At 39.0% G+C, this 15,878-nt stretch carries 16 protein-coding genes; 3 read left to right on the plus strand and 13 right to left on the minus strand.

Annotation, left to right across the window (positions count from 1 at the left end):
• Window positions 1-10: 10 nt before the first annotated feature.
• From PaeCFBP13512_RS16580 to PaeCFBP13512_RS16590, 3 genes are all read right to left on the minus strand, one after another.
• Window positions 11-697, minus strand: coding sequence for a DUF4956 domain-containing protein (locus PaeCFBP13512_RS16580; protein WP_137224681.1), 687 nt, complete (start codon window positions 695-697; stop codon window positions 11-13).
• A complete protein-coding gene (locus tag PaeCFBP13512_RS16585) occupies window positions 690-1,457 on the minus strand; it encodes a polyphosphate polymerase domain-containing protein (protein ID WP_137224683.1) in 768 nt (255 codons plus the stop codon). Before PaeCFBP13512_RS16585 ends, PaeCFBP13512_RS16580 begins: the two co-directional genes overlap by 8 nt.
• Before the next feature lie 235 nt (window positions 1,458-1,692).
• A complete protein-coding gene (locus PaeCFBP13512_RS16590) occupies window positions 1,693-2,880 on the minus strand; it encodes a hypothetical protein (protein ID WP_137224685.1) in 1,188 nt (395 codons plus the stop codon).
• 135 nt (window positions 2,881-3,015) lie between these two features.
• Here PaeCFBP13512_RS16590 and PaeCFBP13512_RS16595 point away from each other — a divergent pair, with 135 nt between their 5' ends.
• The gene (locus PaeCFBP13512_RS16595) at window positions 3,016-3,696 is read left to right on the plus strand and encodes a response regulator transcription factor (protein ID WP_137224687.1); all 681 of its coding nucleotides are present in this window, start codon (window positions 3,016-3,018) and stop codon (window positions 3,694-3,696) included.
• Window positions 3,696-4,976, plus strand: a complete 1,281-nt coding sequence (locus tag PaeCFBP13512_RS16600; protein WP_137224689.1) for a sensor histidine kinase — start codon at window positions 3,696-3,698, stop codon at window positions 4,974-4,976. The genes PaeCFBP13512_RS16595 and PaeCFBP13512_RS16600 overlap by 1 nt, the downstream gene beginning before the upstream one ends.
• A 92-nt stretch (window positions 4,977-5,068) precedes the next feature.
• On the opposite strand, the gene PaeCFBP13512_RS16605 is transcribed toward PaeCFBP13512_RS16600, so the two are convergent.
• The 7 genes from PaeCFBP13512_RS16605 to PaeCFBP13512_RS16635 all read right to left on the minus strand — a co-directional run bounded on the left by PaeCFBP13512_RS16605 (window position 5,069) and on the right by PaeCFBP13512_RS16635 (window position 12,898).
• The gene (locus PaeCFBP13512_RS16605) at window positions 5,069-6,871 is read right to left on the minus strand and encodes an ABC transporter ATP-binding protein (RefSeq protein ID WP_137224691.1); all 1,803 of its coding nucleotides are present in this window, start codon (window positions 6,869-6,871) and stop codon (window positions 5,069-5,071) included.
• A gap of 3 nt (window positions 6,872-6,874) precedes the next feature.
• A complete protein-coding gene (locus tag PaeCFBP13512_RS16610) occupies window positions 6,875-8,659 on the minus strand; it encodes a sensor histidine kinase (protein ID WP_137224693.1) in 1,785 nt (594 codons plus the stop codon).
• A complete protein-coding gene (locus PaeCFBP13512_RS16615; protein WP_069326481.1) occupies window positions 8,656-9,333 on the minus strand; it encodes a response regulator transcription factor in 678 nt (225 codons plus the stop codon). Before PaeCFBP13512_RS16615 ends, PaeCFBP13512_RS16610 begins: the two co-directional genes overlap by 4 nt.
• 68 nt (window positions 9,334-9,401) lie before the next feature.
• Window positions 9,402-9,893, minus strand: coding sequence for a DedA family protein (locus PaeCFBP13512_RS16620; protein ID WP_137224695.1), 492 nt, complete (start codon window positions 9,891-9,893; stop codon window positions 9,402-9,404).
• Complete coding sequence (gene pssA, locus PaeCFBP13512_RS16625; protein ID WP_137224697.1) at window positions 9,893-10,420, minus strand: CDP-diacylglycerol--serine O-phosphatidyltransferase; 528 nt, start codon at window positions 10,418-10,420, stop codon at window positions 9,893-9,895. Before pssA ends, PaeCFBP13512_RS16620 begins: the two co-directional genes overlap by 1 nt.
• 223 nt (window positions 10,421-10,643) lie before the next feature.
• On the minus strand, window positions 10,644-11,669 hold the full coding sequence (locus PaeCFBP13512_RS16630; protein ID WP_083243357.1) for an endo-1,4-beta-xylanase: 1,026 nt from the start codon (window positions 11,667-11,669) through the stop codon (window positions 10,644-10,646).
• A gap of 212 nt (window positions 11,670-11,881) precedes the next feature.
• On the minus strand, window positions 11,882-12,898 hold the full coding sequence (locus PaeCFBP13512_RS16635; RefSeq protein WP_137224699.1) for an SDR family oxidoreductase: 1,017 nt from the start codon (window positions 12,896-12,898) through the stop codon (window positions 11,882-11,884).
• Window positions 12,899-13,157: 259 nt separating this feature from the next.
• Here PaeCFBP13512_RS16635 and PaeCFBP13512_RS16640 point away from each other — a divergent pair, with 259 nt between their 5' ends.
• Window positions 13,158-14,045: a diacylglycerol/lipid kinase family protein gene (locus PaeCFBP13512_RS16640; protein ID WP_069326477.1), complete on the plus strand. Its 888-nt coding sequence runs from the start codon at window positions 13,158-13,160 to the stop codon at window positions 14,043-14,045.
• A gap of 140 nt (window positions 14,046-14,185) precedes the next feature.
• Here PaeCFBP13512_RS16640 and PaeCFBP13512_RS23505 read toward each other — a convergent pair whose 3' ends face one another.
• The 3 genes from PaeCFBP13512_RS23505 to PaeCFBP13512_RS16655 all read right to left on the minus strand — a co-directional run bounded on the left by PaeCFBP13512_RS23505 (window position 14,186) and on the right by PaeCFBP13512_RS16655 (window position 15,714).
• The gene (locus tag PaeCFBP13512_RS23505) at window positions 14,186-14,713 is read right to left on the minus strand and encodes a WGxxGxxG-CTERM domain-containing protein (protein WP_137224701.1); all 528 of its coding nucleotides are present in this window, start codon (window positions 14,711-14,713) and stop codon (window positions 14,186-14,188) included.
• Window positions 14,714-14,849: 136 nt separating this feature from the next.
• Window positions 14,850-15,395, minus strand: a complete 546-nt coding sequence (locus PaeCFBP13512_RS16650) for a DUF2812 domain-containing protein (protein ID WP_161594291.1) — start codon at window positions 15,393-15,395, stop codon at window positions 14,850-14,852.
• Window positions 15,388-15,714, minus strand: a complete 327-nt coding sequence (locus PaeCFBP13512_RS16655) for a PadR family transcriptional regulator (RefSeq protein WP_069326475.1) — start codon at window positions 15,712-15,714, stop codon at window positions 15,388-15,390. Before PaeCFBP13512_RS16655 ends, PaeCFBP13512_RS16650 begins: the two co-directional genes overlap by 8 nt.
• Window positions 15,715-15,878: the final 164 nt, after the last annotated feature.

Consider the following 15,878-nt stretch of genomic DNA (forward strand, 5'->3'; position numbering starts at 1 on the left):
GTGTGGTCATTTAATATGCTTCTGCCGCTGTTGGGCTCATCGTTAAAGACAGATCGAGGTTGCCATTTCTGCACCGGATCGCATCTAGAAATTCTTTCTGGTTGGTGACTTGATTCATCGTAACCAGATAGACCAGTTCATACAGACTTCCAAGCTCGGTCGTTCTAATTTTTTTCAAATCATACTGTACGTTAAATTGGTTGAAGACTTCAGCAAATGCTTCATCATACGCTAAGTTTTCAGGAATCGTGACTTTGAGTGTTTTTTGCAATTTTTTGCTAACGCCAAATTTGAAGCGATTTAACACAAACATCATGACACAGAGGATGATGGTGAATAGTACTGCATAACCGAAATATCCTGTGCCACAAGCAAGCCCTGCTGCCATTGTGAACAATACATAAGCGATATCTTTCGGATCGCCAGGAGCACTTCTAAAGCGGATAATCGAGAAGGCACCGGCAAGACTGAACGCTCTTGCGATATTGCTACCGATCAATAAAATGATGATAGCGACGATGACAGGAAGCAGTACCATCGTTAACGTGAAATTCTGTGAGTACCCGCTCGGGTTGGTTTTCATATACGTAAAGCTAATCAATCCGCCTAGAACAATAGCGACAAATATCGTGAGTAACGAAGTGGTTAACGTTAGGTCTGTTGTTGTTGTAGCCGCAGTCAGTAATGAATCAAGCATAAAGAATGCTCTCCTTTTCAGTTGGAATCGTTTCTACAGGTTGGTTTAATCTTGATTTCAATAGTTGTTTGTATTCGTTGCCGTATTTAGAAAAGCTGGTACGGTACATCTGATGCTCGGACAACTTTTGCGATAACCATAATGGAATTGTTTTTTCAGCTTTGACTTCCATCAGCCATTGTCCTTTGTCCATCAGTTGGTCGCCATAATCGCCTTGTTCTAATTTCAGATCGTAGCGTCGGGTACGGATATTGCTATCAAATGTAATTCGTAAATCACGATTGTGCTTGCTGAATAACGCTTTGCGATCATAGGAGAGGTACAATTTAGGTTCCAGATCATAGATTTGCAAAAAGTAAGTCAGCTCGTTCAATACCTGCTGATTCATATACTCTTGATACGGTGGAGCAATACCGGTACGAACAAATTCATACGCTTCATCTAGCTTTAACGCTGTACGGCGTTTGTTCACCAGTCCCATCACTTTCTTTTTGATCTCTAGATATACTTTGGCATGTTCACCAGGAACACCGTAAGCGCGTAAGCGCAATTTTTCTTTATATTTGGGTTTGGAAAGACTCATCCGAATCAAGGAATCATGCGGTGTATCAAAGTACAGATTGCTGATCGAGTAGAAATCATGTTGCTTGCAATATTCATCGACTTCCATATGTTCCAATAATTCGTTATACAATTTAAAGTAAGACTGAGTGTCCATCAAATATTTACTTTCGTAGCGGTTAAATACTTCGATTGCCATGTGGATCATTTCCTTTCGTGTATACATGTATTAGGTTTTTATTTATTGGTTTGTTTGGTTGTAGTGGTGTGCCTCGCTTGCTTATATTTGAATCTTACAGCCCTAACCTTTAGTGAATCTTAAATGTTTTACATTGCGAAAACATTTCTACAAAACATAAAAAAGCCATGACGCATATAGCGCACATGGCAATAATGAATAATGTATATAATTCGCTTCTATAAGAAGAATAAAGTCAGCCTTGTTTTATTTTTAATATAAATCGCTGCTTGTAATCGATCCATGCACAATCTTCTGTCCATAATGTACATCCCTGATCATTATAGATATAGAATTGTCGATCTTCACTTCCCAGACGCTGATCTATTGTAATGATTCCTTCTTCTATCATCGTAACCACTCCTTGAGGTTGCAAAATCTCAGTAATCTGCTCGCCTGTATGTAACTTATACAATCGAGTCGATGTATCCGACTTACGAGTAGCATAAAAGATTTGGTTCAGATGATATAATTTGTTATACACATGTGGATAACTAATATATTCAGTCTTTTGGTTATCCACAGTGTATAACATCACTAGAGAATCTTCTGTATCAAATCGTTCTACTAAAATGATTAATTGCTGATCTAATATAAGTAAATCTGCAAAAGCTTCATGACTTTGAGAAGAATGTATAACAAAATCACTCAAGTCTATATCACTAGATTGAACGTTGGAGATAAATTCATCGACTGCAATCACTATTAATTGCTCTACTTCTGGACGGTTATATTCCCAATCTATTTTTCGTTCATGTACCATATGTTCACCTGTCTTGATTAGCAGATATTCTGTTCCATTGCAGTTGAATCCCATAATACAATCTATATTTCGAATCATATCATTAGGTACAAAAGGAATCATCGTCTGCTCTAGTGCATCGATCAATGCATAGTTATAACCTCTTTGTTGACCTGGCAACAAATAAGCAATTAGCGCATACCGCTCATTTAGTGAATAGAAATGATGTACAGACCATACACGATTGATCGACGGTTCATAAGCATCACTGATATCTTGGGTGAATACAAGCTGATCGACTTCTGCTTCAAGATCACGTTTATAACAGTACAGCATACGATAATCATCGCTATAGGCTAGATAGAATAAAGTACTTGTATTCTGACTGCTACTTAGATTTAATACTTTATATTGCGGAAAATAATATGTACTTACTTCACCTGTTTGGGCATCACAACTTAGAATTCCTTTATATAGAAACAGATCTTCGATATGTAGATCAAAATCAAAATCGTCTGGAGACATATCTACGTATTTCTTAATCGTAAATAATTGTATCGTCTGGTACATGAAATGAAGCTGTCTATACTCATATTCTTTAGGCATGTTTATTGTAACAGTACGCATTGTTGGTTTACTCATATAAGCCCACTTTCTTAGATATATTCAAATTTGGCGCAGATCTGGTCGATACAGTAATAAGGTTTAAGATTGGCTAAAGCTTTGACCATTATTATTAATGTATCATAGAACAACAACTAAAGGGTGATCACCATTATGCGAATATTAATAGTAGAAGATGAACTGCATTTAGCAGAAGCATTAACACAAATTTTGAAAAAAAATCATTATTCTGTTGATGCGGTACATGATGGACGGACAGGGCTAGATTATGCCCAGACCGGTATCTATGATCTGCTCTTACTGGATATTATGATGCCTGAAATGGACGGCATAAGTGTTCTCAAAACGTTGCGTCAGCAAGGAGTCGCAACACCTGTTATTTTGCTAACTGCCAAAGGAGAAATTACAGATAAAGTGATCGGACTGGATTATGGCGCAGACGATTATATCGCCAAGCCTTTTTCAGCAGAAGAATTACTGGCACGTATTCGGGCTGCACTCCGCCGTAAAGGAGAAGTTTTACCGGAAGAAGGGCTTATATTTGGAGATATTCAATTAAATACAGCCAATCTCAAGTTATCCGTTAATGGCAAAGAAATGAAGCTGAATTTGAAAGAAAATGAGTTGCTCGAATTGCTTATTACCCGCAAGCAAGGAGTGACTTCCAAAGAGCAGATTATTGAAAAGTTATGGGGATTCGATTCTGATGTAGAGTACAACAATGTGGAAGTGTATATTTCTTTTTTACGTAAAAAGCTCAACTTTCTGCACTCTCAAGTCAAGATCAGTACGATTCGTGGGGTCGGTTATGTATTAGAAGAGGTGACTTCCTGATGTTCAACAAGCTTCGTAATCGATTTCTGATTGTTAATCTCGTCACGATCTCGGTATTAATGCTACTTGCATTTGCTTCGATCTATACGATTACCTACCGCAATGCTCAAAATGATATTCGTAGTGAATTATCTCGAATTGCTACTATTTATCCTCGCAATGCTGGTAATGGACAGATGCCACCTAATCAGGGTGGCATGCACAATACAGGCGGTATGAATAATAACGGTCAACCTAATGATAATACCTTTACAGAACGCTCGTTATCTTTTTCCATTGAGACGGATAGTAATTGGAATATGACAGCCGCTCATTCTCCCTTTGAAATGGATAGCACTTTGTATCAATCGGCACTAACTGAAGCCAAAACAATCAACAAAGATAATGGACAATTTAAGCTAGATAATAGTGATTGGGCATTTATCAAACAACCTACAGGTTCAGGGTACAAGTTGATTTTTCTCGATATTACCGCTCAACAAGATATTTTACGAAATCTGATCTATACCTTTGCGGCTGTCGGCTTGATCATGTTAGTCGCGTTATATTTCACCAGTCGATTTTTTGCGAACCGTTCGATTCAACCTGTCAAAGAAGCTTTTGATAAACAAAAACAGTTTATTGCGGATGCTTCTCACGAACTCAAAACACCACTGGCTATTATCAATACCAATGCAGATGTTCTTCTATCCAATCGTGAAGAAACGATCGAAAGTCAGGCAAGATGGCTAGAGTATATCAAGTTAGAAACAGAACGTATGGCTCGCTTAACCAATGACCTTCTTTATCTCACCGAAATGGAAGGTTCTCGTACACAGATGGTCTACACGCCTTTCGATCTTAGTGAAACGACAGAGCGTATTATCTTAACGATGGAAGCTGTTATTTTTGAAAAAGAACTCACTCTTGATTATCATATTGAACCGAATCTTAGGATCAACGGTAGTCAGGAGCAAATTCATCAAGTAATTATGATCTTACTGGATAATGCTATTAAATACGTCAATGCTCAGGGTACGATTACTATTGCGCTCAAACGCCAACCACATGAAGTATCGCTGACAGTGACCAATACAGGCGAAGGTATCGCACCAGAGCATCTTATCCGTATCTTCGACCGCTTTTACCGTACAGACACTTCACGTGCTCGTAAGCAAGGTGGCTATGGCTTAGGGCTTGCTATTGCCAGTTCTATTGTCGATCAGCATAGTGGAAAGTTGTATGCGACCAGTACAATCGGCGAATCGACTACATTTCATTTACAATTTAATGCGATCTAACCAGTCAATTGAGTCATCTAGATATACACAATAATAATCGTATTCATTACTTATCACTAAAAGCGATCACTATAAAAGTGACCGCTTTTTTATTAATCTATCAAACGTTGAGGCTCATGACTTCGAGTTTGCCGGAACTGTTTATTTGTCCATTCTGCGTAAGAAGAATGAGTGTTTAGTAATTCTTCATGTCGTCCTGTACCTGTAATCTGTCCAAACTCCACAACGACAATCTGATCTGCATTCGTAATCGTTGAAAGTCTATGGGCGATAACGATCGTTGTACAACGGCTCATCAAATGCTCTAAAGCTTGCTGAACTTCATGCTCCGAATCACTATCCAGACTCGCTGTTGCTTCATCAAGTAGCAGAATATCTGGCTTACGCAGTAAAGCACGAGCAATAGCAATCCGCTGTTTCTGACCGCCTGACAATCGGATTCCTCTTTCACCGACTTCGGTATCATAACCTTTAGACAATGAGGTAATAAAATCGTGGGCATATGCCTGTTGGCTTGCCTCTATCATCTCTGCTTCTGTTACCGTATCTATACGTCCATACATAATGTTGTCCCGGATCGTTCCATCCACTAACGGACTTTCTTGAGAAACATAACCGATTTTACTGCGAAAAGAAGCAATATCGAAATCGGCAATCGATCTTTCACCATAAGTGATCAACCCTTTATCAGGTACATAAAATCGTTCGATCAGCGAAAATATAGTCGTTTTCCCACTACCACTAGGGCCCACTAATGCAGTCACTTGTCCAGCATGCATACATACATTAATCCCTTTCAAAATAGGTTCTTCAGAGGAGTAAGCGAACTCCACATTGTGAAAGACAATATCTTGCGTAAGGATAGGCATAATAGCACCTTTCTCATCATGTTCATCTTCAACTTCTGCTTCCAGAATCGGTTTTAAGCGTTCTACTGCTCCTGATACTTTCTGCAAGTTAGAATAAAAAGTAGCGAATGTATTAATCGGAAGCATAATCTGAAATAAAAGTAATACAAAAGATACAAGCACTCCTGTGCTTAAAGCGCCCGAAGATACACGCATACCTCCATAAGCAACAACAGTCGTAAGTAGTACAATCATAATCATCGACATTAGCGGTGAAAGAACAGCATAGACTTTTGCTTCTTTCATACTCAATTCAAATAAATGATCTACTTTATCAAATCCATTTTTTTCTTCACGCTTTTCCGCATTTGAATACTTCACTAATCGAATTTCTCCAATAACCTGAGTCAATACGGAAGCAAACTGTCCCAACTGCTCGTACATATTCATCGAAATTTTGTACATTTTTCCGCCTATTGGCATAATAACTGCTGCACCCAGTGGAGCGGCTAGCAGAACAACCAACGTCAAACGCCAATCTAGCCAGAACAGAATGACCAGTGCGCCAATGACGGTCAGTACATTGGAGAAAAAAGAAATCAGATGTTCTGTAATCAACGTACGAATCTCGTCTGTATCTCGGCTGATTCGGCTCATCACATCTGCTGATCGGTGATTATCAAAAAAGTGAACAGGCAATGCTAACGTTTTGCTCCATAATCGCTTACGTAACATTGTAACTGTGCGATTGCCTGCATAAGCTAACATATAATAGGAAACCCCTGTCGTTAATGCTTCCATCAGGAATACGCCAACAAGTAGGATAATCAATAATCCATTAATTCCACCTGTACTAAATTGGTCAATAAATCTGCCTGTCATCACTGGCCAAACGAGACCAATCATTGAAGATGCAATACTGAGAAGCGCAGCGATACTCAGTATTTTTTTAGGCATGCCCGTCGTACTTAACAATTTGTACAAATAGCGAAGCATTGACTTGTTGATGGGTCCTGCGGGCAATTCTTTTTCAAACGGTGCTTCCATAGTTCAATATCCTCCCACAACCGGTTTACTTCGTGAGTATTTTTTAAAAGTTAACTCAAAAATAACACCGTCTTCTACGTTTCTCACATTATACTCACACTCATGTAATTCCAAAATTCGTTTAACAATCGCTAGTCCTAGACCTGTACCTCCACTTTTCCGATCTCTGGAAGCTTCTACACGAAAAAAGCGTTCCCAGATTCGCTTTAGATAATCGTCTGGAATTTGATCGCCTTTGTTATAAATAGAATACAGACACGTTTGTTCTGTTCCCAAAATATGAATTTCTATCGTGCTACCTTTTTCGGCATGGCGGATCGCATTGGTCATCAAGTTCAACAACACTTGCTCGATCTTGACTGGATCAACATTGATTTCTGTCTCCTGCTTGTACACAAGATGTGCAGAAAGTTCTTTTTCGTCCATTTGATAAGTCAGCTTCTCCAACATGTCTTGAGTAAGTTCACTGAGTAGTACAGGCGACTTATACAACTTCACTGCTGATGATTCTAAGCGCAAAAGGTCAAGCATATCTTGAACCAGTTGTTCCATTTTGGCGCTTTCCTCCAAAATAACTTCCACATAATGCTCCTGACGGCCCACACTAATTCCATCACGTATTCCTTCTGCAAAACCGCGTACAATACTGATTGGGGTTTTCAATTCATGTGAAGCATTGGCAAAAAAGTCCTTTTGTAGTTGCTCCATCTGTTTATTCTGTATAATTTCTTTTTTTAATTGAACATTGGCTTTGTTAAGCTCATCTAACGTCATATTTAATTTGCCGGATAATTCAAATAAAGTCCCAGATAAATTCCCTAATTCATCTTTGCGTGGTAAAGGCTTCTCGCCTGTAAAATCAAGTTCTTTCATTTTGTGTGCTTGTTTGTTTAGCATAAGAAGAGGACGGGTCACCAGACGAGAATACAGTACAGAAAGGAGTAAAATTAGAATAAAGCCTCCAGCGCCCAAATAAGCATAAAATAATCGAAGTGCACTATTTGTTTCTTTGATCTCCTGAAGTGAAGTCACAAGAAAGAGTAATTCGATGTTGCCGTTTTGTTCACGTAACGGCTGGATTAAAATACCACTTCGGCTTCCACTAAATGGATTTTTCCACTTGAGTTCTACCTGTTCCATTCTTTTCAAGCGATCTATATACGTCTGTTCTAATGGGAAAAATTCATCGACAGTTACATAAAGAAGCCCTAATCGCTGTTCTGTTTTGACTACACTAGGTAAGCTGATAGAAATGATTTTGCCCTGAACGGCATCTTCTGAACTTTGCTGTTCATTTACACCTACATCTTTTCCATCACTTGTTTGAATATAGTAAGGATAGAATGTTCGACTGTTTGAACTTTCACCAAATTCACCATACATTTTGAGTTCTGTTCCAACAGCAAGATTCAATTTTTTAAATTCTGCTCCGTACGCACTGACGATGTAGTATAAGGAGACATCCACTTCTGTGCCGTCTTTTTGAATCAAGCGCATACGATAAGGATCATTGACTGTCATATTCCCATCAAAATCCGTCAGTGCAAAGTTCATCTCTCTTTTATGCGATTGCAGGATGGAAGAAGAACCTGTCTCACGAAGCGCAGTAGGATCTTTTTGATATATTGAAGTCAGCTCAACTGCATTCTTTTCGAGCTGAATCATTTTTTGATGTTCATAAAACTCTGGAAACACCAAAATTTGGCTAACCAGAACAATCACATAAAACAGAACAAAAATAGATGCTGTAGCTAAAAATAATTTAGTGGTGATCCCTGTTCTTTTCATACGGATTCCTCAAATGTATATCCCACACCAAATACCGTACGTATACAATCAGCGGCAACGCCCATCTTACTACGTAACTTTTTGATATGTGTATCTACAACCCGTTCATCTCCTTCATATTCCGCTCCCCAAATCGATCTCAATATCGTATCCCGAGGAAGAACAATACCTTTATTGCGAAGTAATAGCTGTAAAATTCCATATTCTTTAGGTGTTAAGTCAAATATGCCGTCTTTTCGTTCTAATCTATGAGTTAAGGTATTCAGTACCACGTCCAAACCGATTGGAGTATGAGCAGAAACAAGCTGACCATCGACTCTTCGCATTAGTACCTCTGCTTTGGAGACTAACACTTTAGGGCTAAACGGCTTGGTGACATAATCATCCGCTCCTAATTCGTAACCTTCTATTTGCCTTTCATCGCCAGATACTGCGGTTAGAATAATAATCGGTACATTGGAATATTGCCGAATTTTCCGACATAGTTCCCAACCATTCATTTCTGGCATCATAAGATCAAGAATGACTAGATCAGGCATCTTCTCTTCAAATACATACCATCCCTCTACTCCATTTTCTGCTTGAAATACGATCCAATGTTCATTACTAAAATAATCTGATATTAATTCACGTATACGATGTTCGTCTTCTACGATTAAAACCTTTTTAGTCAATATAATGTACTTCCTTTCTTCAAAAGACATAAAATAAGTATCAAGCTATTTGAAATGTGTAGCGCACTTTATCCATTGTTTGCATATCCTAATACTCTACCTATTAGAATAAAAATCAAGCACCAAAATAAAGCTCCTAGAGAAGCGAATAGACTATACTTACGTAGTGGCATTTTGGTAATTCCACACAAATAACAAGTCACATGTCTAAACCCTGGAATAAAATAACCAAACATAATAGATAAAGGGCCATATTTATTCATCCATTGCTCAGCTTTCGCAATTCGATGTGGTTTCAAACCGACCCACTTCCCATAGCGATTAAGAAAAGGACGACCTGCTTTTTTTCCAATCCAATAACTGATCATCATCCCGCTCATCGCTCCTGCAAAACTAAAGAAAAGAGCATAAGGGAACTTCATCGTTCCAATCGTAGTTAAATAACCAACGGTAGTCATTAGCAATTCATCAGGCACTGGTAGCCCAACGATTCCTAAGGTTAACAGACCGTATATCGCCAGATATCCATAATCTGATAAAAATTGAAGCATTGTAGACATTAACAGTCCTCCATCGCTTCAGGCTTTACTTTTTTGAGACTCGGAAAATAAAATGGACTGACCATCAGTATGCCGATCAATACTATTCCAACCATAGCAACTAAAGGATATACATAAATAGTGAGAAGTATAGACAGTACAGCAGCTACGGGTGTCGGCATGCCTACAAAAACAGTCATATGACTTTGCCTTACATTAAAGCGTGCTAGTCTGAGAGCACTGCAACATACATAAAATAAACAGCAGACTGCACCAACGACATGTATCTCATGTAGGGATACGACATATGCAAAAATAGCAGGAGCAACGCCAAACGTGATCAGATCTGCTAATGAATCCAACTCTTTTCCGAATTCGGATGTTGCATGAAGTATTCTTGCACAGTACCCATCAAGGAAATCACAGACTAAGCCTACTACGATAAGCAGTACTGATATTTCAAATTGTTCTTGAGATATTAAAAGGATAGCGGCAAAACCTGATAGCAAATTGCCCAGCGTAAACAGGTTAGGAAGCATTTTTTTCATCGTGATCACACTCCAGCTCGTTTAATAAATATCAAACCTTTCTATATCCACTCGGATGACCCTAGTTTAATGTATCTTGAAGTTGTGTTTTTTTTAAGTCTTTGGCACAACAAAAAAAAGAGTGTCAAAGACTTCTCATAGAGAAGGTTTTGACACTCTTTAATAATTGGATATATACGTATTAGATAGGAATATACATTTCCGTTAAAAACAGATCCCTTCTTTATTGAGAAGGCACTTCAGCTGTCTCTAGATTATCTTTTTCGAGCATAATGGATTGTCCATCTGTAATCCCTTTACCGAAAAATTGTTTTAACCATTTCAGTGCAGGACGCTCTGTGCCATTCGCATTCAATAAATGGGTGTTAGGCTCCCATGTCTGTCCTTCAATGTATCCCCATAAGGTAACTCCTTTAACCGAAGGATGGTTCCAAAGTACAGGGAATTTTTCTTTATAACGAGCCAGTTGGGTTGCGTCGTCACCAGTCATATCCAGTTCAGATACGTAAATCGGTAACCCTGTAGACCCTAATTTATTCAGTACTGTCGTCATAGTACTGGTCGAAACATTATTCATATTAAAATGGTGACATTGAATACCAATACCGTCGATTAACCCGCGGCTTTTGAGAATATTAATAATTTTCACATATTGATCGGCTAGATTAGGATCGCTAATGACTCCATATTCATTAATTAACAATTTGGAATTAGGAAATTGTTGCCTTGCTTGTTGGAAAGACCATACAATCCAGTCCCAGCCTGTCGATCCACTTCCACCGATTGCATTACTATAAGATGGCTTGGCATGAAAGGGTTCGTTGACTACATCAACAAAAGCAGATTTTGAATACTTTTGACCTGCTAACTGAATCCACTGAGTCACTTCCGCTTTCTGATCTGCGGCAGACAGACCACTCACCCATGCAGGTTCCTGACTTCCCCAGACTAATGTATGAAATTTAAAAGGATACCCTTTGCTTTGTGCATAATTGTAAGCCATATCCGCTTGTCCCCAGTTCATCGCATTCCGATTACCTTCGACAGCTCCCCATTTCGTCGAATTTTCAGGAGTGACTTGATTCCAATAATTGCCGTAACTTGCCGGTACATTTCCTGCAATAATATTACCTAGAAATTTACTCCCGCTGGTTAGACTGGCATAACTGTACTCTGCAAAAGTCGATGTACACAATACCCCTGTTAATGCGACCGTTCCAATCACTTTCCATAGGCTTGATTTTGACATCTTATTTCCTCCTTTTGACTCCATAGATAGTAGACGTATGTTCTCATCACAAAAATTACCAAAATTTTATATAAGCGCTTACATTTGTAAGTGTAACAACTTATCTCTGGATTTTCGCTATAAACATAAGGAAATAATGTAATATACCAAATAACGATATAACAAAAAAAGAGAAAGCAGTAGATATGCTTTCCCTTTAATGAAGTAAAATGTTAAGAACGAACCGATTGGACAGCCTGATCCAAAGCTGTAATCACTTTATTACACCATATATCAAATTCAGGATCTTCTTTTTGCAATTCAGGGTGACTTAGAATGTGATCGACGACTTGCTTCACCCCTTGATCGAAACGAGTTGTAGCTACAAAATCTGGCACTAAGCGTTTGAGCTTACTATTGTCAAAAACCACAGAATTGGCTTTATCTCCAAGTAGGCTTCCACGATAATCTTCAGTACTGCAAGCATCCAAGAATGTAGAAGACACATACACCGCATTAAGCTTCACACCTAGTGCATCGGCAACTGCATGATAAATCTGATTCCAGGTTAACGATTCATCCGATGTGATCTGCACCGCTTCCCCAATTGCCTGTATATTTCCCATCAATCCGATAAATCCTTTGGCAAAATCGGTATTATGCGTCATCGTCCAGAGCGACGTACCATCTCCATGAATAATGACCGGTTTATTTTCGAGCATTCGCTTAGCGACTTGCCAGCTTCCTTCGCTACCGTGCACACCCATTGGAATCGAGCGTTCATCATACGTATGACTTGGACGCACAATCGTGATCGGGAATTGCTGTTCACGATACATTTTCATTAGATAATCTTCACAAGCTATTTTATTACGAGAATATTCCCAGTATGGATTGGACAAAGGAGTGCCTTCATTAATACGATAATCCGCAGGAGGAGACTGATAAGCAGAGGCTGAACTGATAAAAATAAACTGCTTCGTTTTGCCTGCAAATAGACGATAATCCCGTTCTAATTGAGTAGGTTCAAACGCAATAAAATCAGCCACAACATCAAATTCTAGATCAGCAATCAGTTCTGCGACTTGTTGCTCATCATTAATATCTGCTTGCAAAATATGGGCATTGTCAGGCAAATCTTGATTACGGTTCCCCCGATTCAGCAAATACAATTCACAATCGGTAGTTAATAATTGCTGGGTAATCGCTGAACTGATAATACCTGTGCCTCCAATAAATAGCGCTTTCATAAATACACCTCCGTGACAAAGTAGCCTATCTATACAGTAATAACCCTAAATCTCCTTTACGATACCATTTCTCAGATAAGCAAACAAATGATATCGCTCTATAAACGATAGCTATTATTTTTCAAAATTTGAGGTGAAAAGGTCATAATGCTGTATCATCCCTACTATTTTGGGTAATGGTAATTGATGTCGAATTATTTTTTATTTTTGCAAAATTGCTTAAATGCACTTATATAAATTGTAGAGGAGAATCCATCTCATGAAGGCAACGATCATTATTAATCCATCTTCGGGTAAAGAACAAGCCTTAGAATATGTCAAAAAGGCAGAGGATATTCTTAGTGAGCAAGGATATCATGTCACAGTAAATGAGACTGCCAAAGAATTAGATGCGACTCAATTCTGCACAGACGCTTGCAAAGAATGCCATGATCTAGTCGTGTCGATCGGCGGAGATGGTACACTGCATGAGACCATCAATGGACTTATGGATCAAGAACACCGTCCGAAGCTTGCTGTGATTCCACTGGGAACGGTGAATGATTTTGCACGTGCTCTTCAGATTCCACTTAATCCTGATCAAGCGATTGAGACACTACGCTCTTCCAATGTTAAAACGGTAGATATGGGTCAATTGAATGATCAATTATTTGCAAATGTAATTGCTGCGGGTTCATTGGCAGAAGCTTTATCGTCTGTCCCTTCTGAAGATAAATCCAAATTAGGTGCTTTTGCTTATTTTAGAGATGGTATGAAAGAGTTAATGAGCAATTCGGCATCTCCTTTAAAAATCGAATATGATGGTGAAGTGTGGGAAGGAGAAGCTCCTCTTTTTCTAGCCGCACTCACGAATTCTGTCGGTGGTTTTGAAAGTATGGTTCCTGATGCTGAAGTAGATGATGGATTATTGCATTGCTTTATTATGACCAATCTCAATATGTTCAATACGTTAACCGCCGGATTATCTTTATTGCTTGGTAATCTGAAAGGTCATAAAGATGTTATCTATTTTACGGCTAAACATGTAAGAGTCAGTTCAACCGAACCTGTAAAAACGAATGTCGATGGTGAGGAAGGGCCTTCTTTACCTGTTGATCTACGTATTATCCCGGGTCATATTCGTGTCGTTGTCCCAGAAGAAGCTTAATGTCAACATGGTCTTAAGACGATCCAATACATGTTACAACATATACCTCTACAAATAAAAATCACCGATGACGTATACGATGTCATCGGTGATTTTGTGTAGAGAATATGATTTATTTGATCAATCTATTCATGGCTCTGTTAAAGAGGGCGATTGGTATCACGCGGGTCATGACGGCGTCCTCTAAGTCCTAATAATCCAAGCAGACCTAGCAATCCTAGCCATCCCCAATCCATATCGTTGTCATCGTCGTCCATATCTGTTGTCATCGGTGCATCAGTGGCTGTCGTTCCTGAAGTACCTGTCACACCAGTGGTACTACCCGTTGTTCCTGTGGTGTCTGTTCCTGTCACACCTGTTGAATCTGTTCCCGTCGTACCTGTAGCGTCTGTTCCTGTCGTACCTGTAGCGTTTGTTCCTGTGACTCCGGTCGAATCCGTTCCTGTTGTTCCTGTAGCGTCTGTTCCTGTCACACCAGTCGAATCGGTCCCTGTTGTTCCTGTATCGTCTGTTCCCGTCATGCCTGTTGAATCGGTACCTGTTGTTCCTGTAGCATCTGTTCCTGTACTACCACCAGTCGTTCCCGTACTTGAAGCGAACGTTGGTGTCGCTCCAACTGTTAATACAATTAATAACGAGAGAAAAGTCATCTGAAATTTTTTCATCATGGTGTTGTATCTCCTTCGATTAATGTATTTTGTTGTTAGCCTATATTTAACCTCCTCTTTGAGCTTTAAACAGATTTTTTATATTTTTTTACATATTTATTCATAAACTGGTTGCTATCTCATTTGATGTTGAATACTAATTCTTTAGAGACTTCGACTTTCCTTGCAGTCTACGATTCTGTGTAGCAAGACGATTCACCCCATACAAAAATAGTATAAAAATCAGCAGATACACGACTAGAATAGAAGTACGAATTTGCCACATTGGTTGTACCACCATATTCATGATGAGGATCGGAATGAGTACCAGTCCTACTGTAATTAATGTTTTCTTAATTCGATTGTTCCGTTGGATGATTGAATCCACATCTGAATAAATTTCGGGACGTAGTTCAGGTTGATCTGCTGGATACGATTTGCGCCATAAATACCAGTTATCCTTCGCATACATCTGTTCCCAACCTGCATCTTCATAGAGCTGCTTATAATCTATATCTACATTATTCTGATAATCGAATACATAACGCATCGTACGCGGGGAACCTTTGACAAACTGGAATCTCATTAAGTTGCTTTTCACTTTCACTAAATGCCAGCCTTGCCCTTCCTGCGCCTCGATCCACTTCTCAATCTTCTCTGATTCCCAGCTCCACCACCAACGGAATACTTTTTTGTTATTCATTATTGTTTCCCTCCATTTGGATAGCATTATGATACAGCTCACTGATCCGAGCGATTTCCTGCTGAAGTAGCTCTCTGCCTAGCTTTGTAGCTGTATATGACTTACGGCGATTTTCCTCACCGACGACTTCAATCAATTGATCCTTTTCCATACGAGATAGACTGCCATAAATAGTGCCTGCGCCAAGTTTAATTCGACCGTTCGTTAATTTCTCGACATCTTGCATAATCCCATAACCATAATGAACTTTTTGCAAAGTCAGCAGAATATAAAAGGCAGTCTCCGTCATCGGGAGATAACTACGTGTTATTTCGTTCATCATTTCCTCCACCTTTTCACCACAACTATATCGCACCTCGATATAGTCTAATACAGTCACTATATCACGCCACGATATAGTAATTCAATAGTAAACTCCATTATAAGCACATCGAAAAAGCCTACAGCTTCTATTTTTCACATTCATCGCAACAAAAAATCCAC

Origin of the sequence: Paenibacillus sp. CFBP13512 (assembly GCF_005233705.1) — a bacterium.
GTDB lineage: Bacteria > Bacillota > Bacilli > Paenibacillales > Paenibacillaceae > Saccharibacillus > Saccharibacillus nuruki.

Excerpts from the sequence above, each read along its gene's own strand:
- PaeCFBP13512_RS16580 (WP_137224681.1), bottom strand. The coding sequence starts at position 697 with ATGCTTGATTCATTACTGACTGCGGCTACAACAACAACAGACCTAACG.
- PaeCFBP13512_RS16585 (WP_137224683.1), bottom strand. The coding sequence starts at position 1,457 with ATGGCAATCGAAGTATTTAACCGCTACGAAAGTAAATATTTGATGGAC.
- PaeCFBP13512_RS16590 (WP_137224685.1), bottom strand. The coding sequence starts at position 2,880 with ATGAGTAAACCAACAATGCGTACTGTTACAATAAACATGCCTAAAGAA.
- PaeCFBP13512_RS16595 (WP_137224687.1), top strand. The coding sequence starts at position 3,016 with ATGCGAATATTAATAGTAGAAGATGAACTGCATTTAGCAGAAGCATTA.
- PaeCFBP13512_RS16600 (WP_137224689.1), top strand. The coding sequence starts at position 3,696 with ATGTTCAACAAGCTTCGTAATCGATTTCTGATTGTTAATCTCGTCACG.
- PaeCFBP13512_RS16605 (WP_137224691.1), bottom strand. The coding sequence starts at position 6,871 with ATGGAAGCACCGTTTGAAAAAGAATTGCCCGCAGGACCCATCAACAAG.
- PaeCFBP13512_RS16610 (WP_137224693.1), bottom strand. The coding sequence starts at position 8,659 with ATGAAAAGAACAGGGATCACCACTAAATTATTTTTAGCTACAGCATCT.
- PaeCFBP13512_RS16620 (WP_137224695.1), bottom strand. The coding sequence starts at position 9,893 with ATGTCTACAATGCTTCAATTTTTATCAGATTATGGATATCTGGCGATA.
- pssA (WP_137224697.1), bottom strand. The coding sequence starts at position 10,420 with ATGAAAAAAATGCTTCCTAACCTGTTTACGCTGGGCAATTTGCTATCA.
- PaeCFBP13512_RS16630 (WP_083243357.1), bottom strand. The coding sequence starts at position 11,669 with ATGTCAAAATCAAGCCTATGGAAAGTGATTGGAACGGTCGCATTAACA.
- PaeCFBP13512_RS16635 (WP_137224699.1), bottom strand. The coding sequence starts at position 12,898 with ATGAAAGCGCTATTTATTGGAGGCACAGGTATTATCAGTTCAGCGATT.
- PaeCFBP13512_RS16640 (WP_069326477.1), top strand. The coding sequence starts at position 13,158 with ATGAAGGCAACGATCATTATTAATCCATCTTCGGGTAAAGAACAAGCC.
- PaeCFBP13512_RS23505 (WP_137224701.1), bottom strand. The coding sequence starts at position 14,713 with ATGATGAAAAAATTTCAGATGACTTTTCTCTCGTTATTAATTGTATTA.
- PaeCFBP13512_RS16650 (WP_161594291.1), bottom strand. The coding sequence starts at position 15,395 with ATGAATAACAAAAAAGTATTCCGTTGGTGGTGGAGCTGGGAATCAGAG.
- PaeCFBP13512_RS16655 (WP_069326475.1), bottom strand. The coding sequence starts at position 15,714 with ATGAACGAAATAACACGTAGTTATCTCCCGATGACGGAGACTGCCTTT.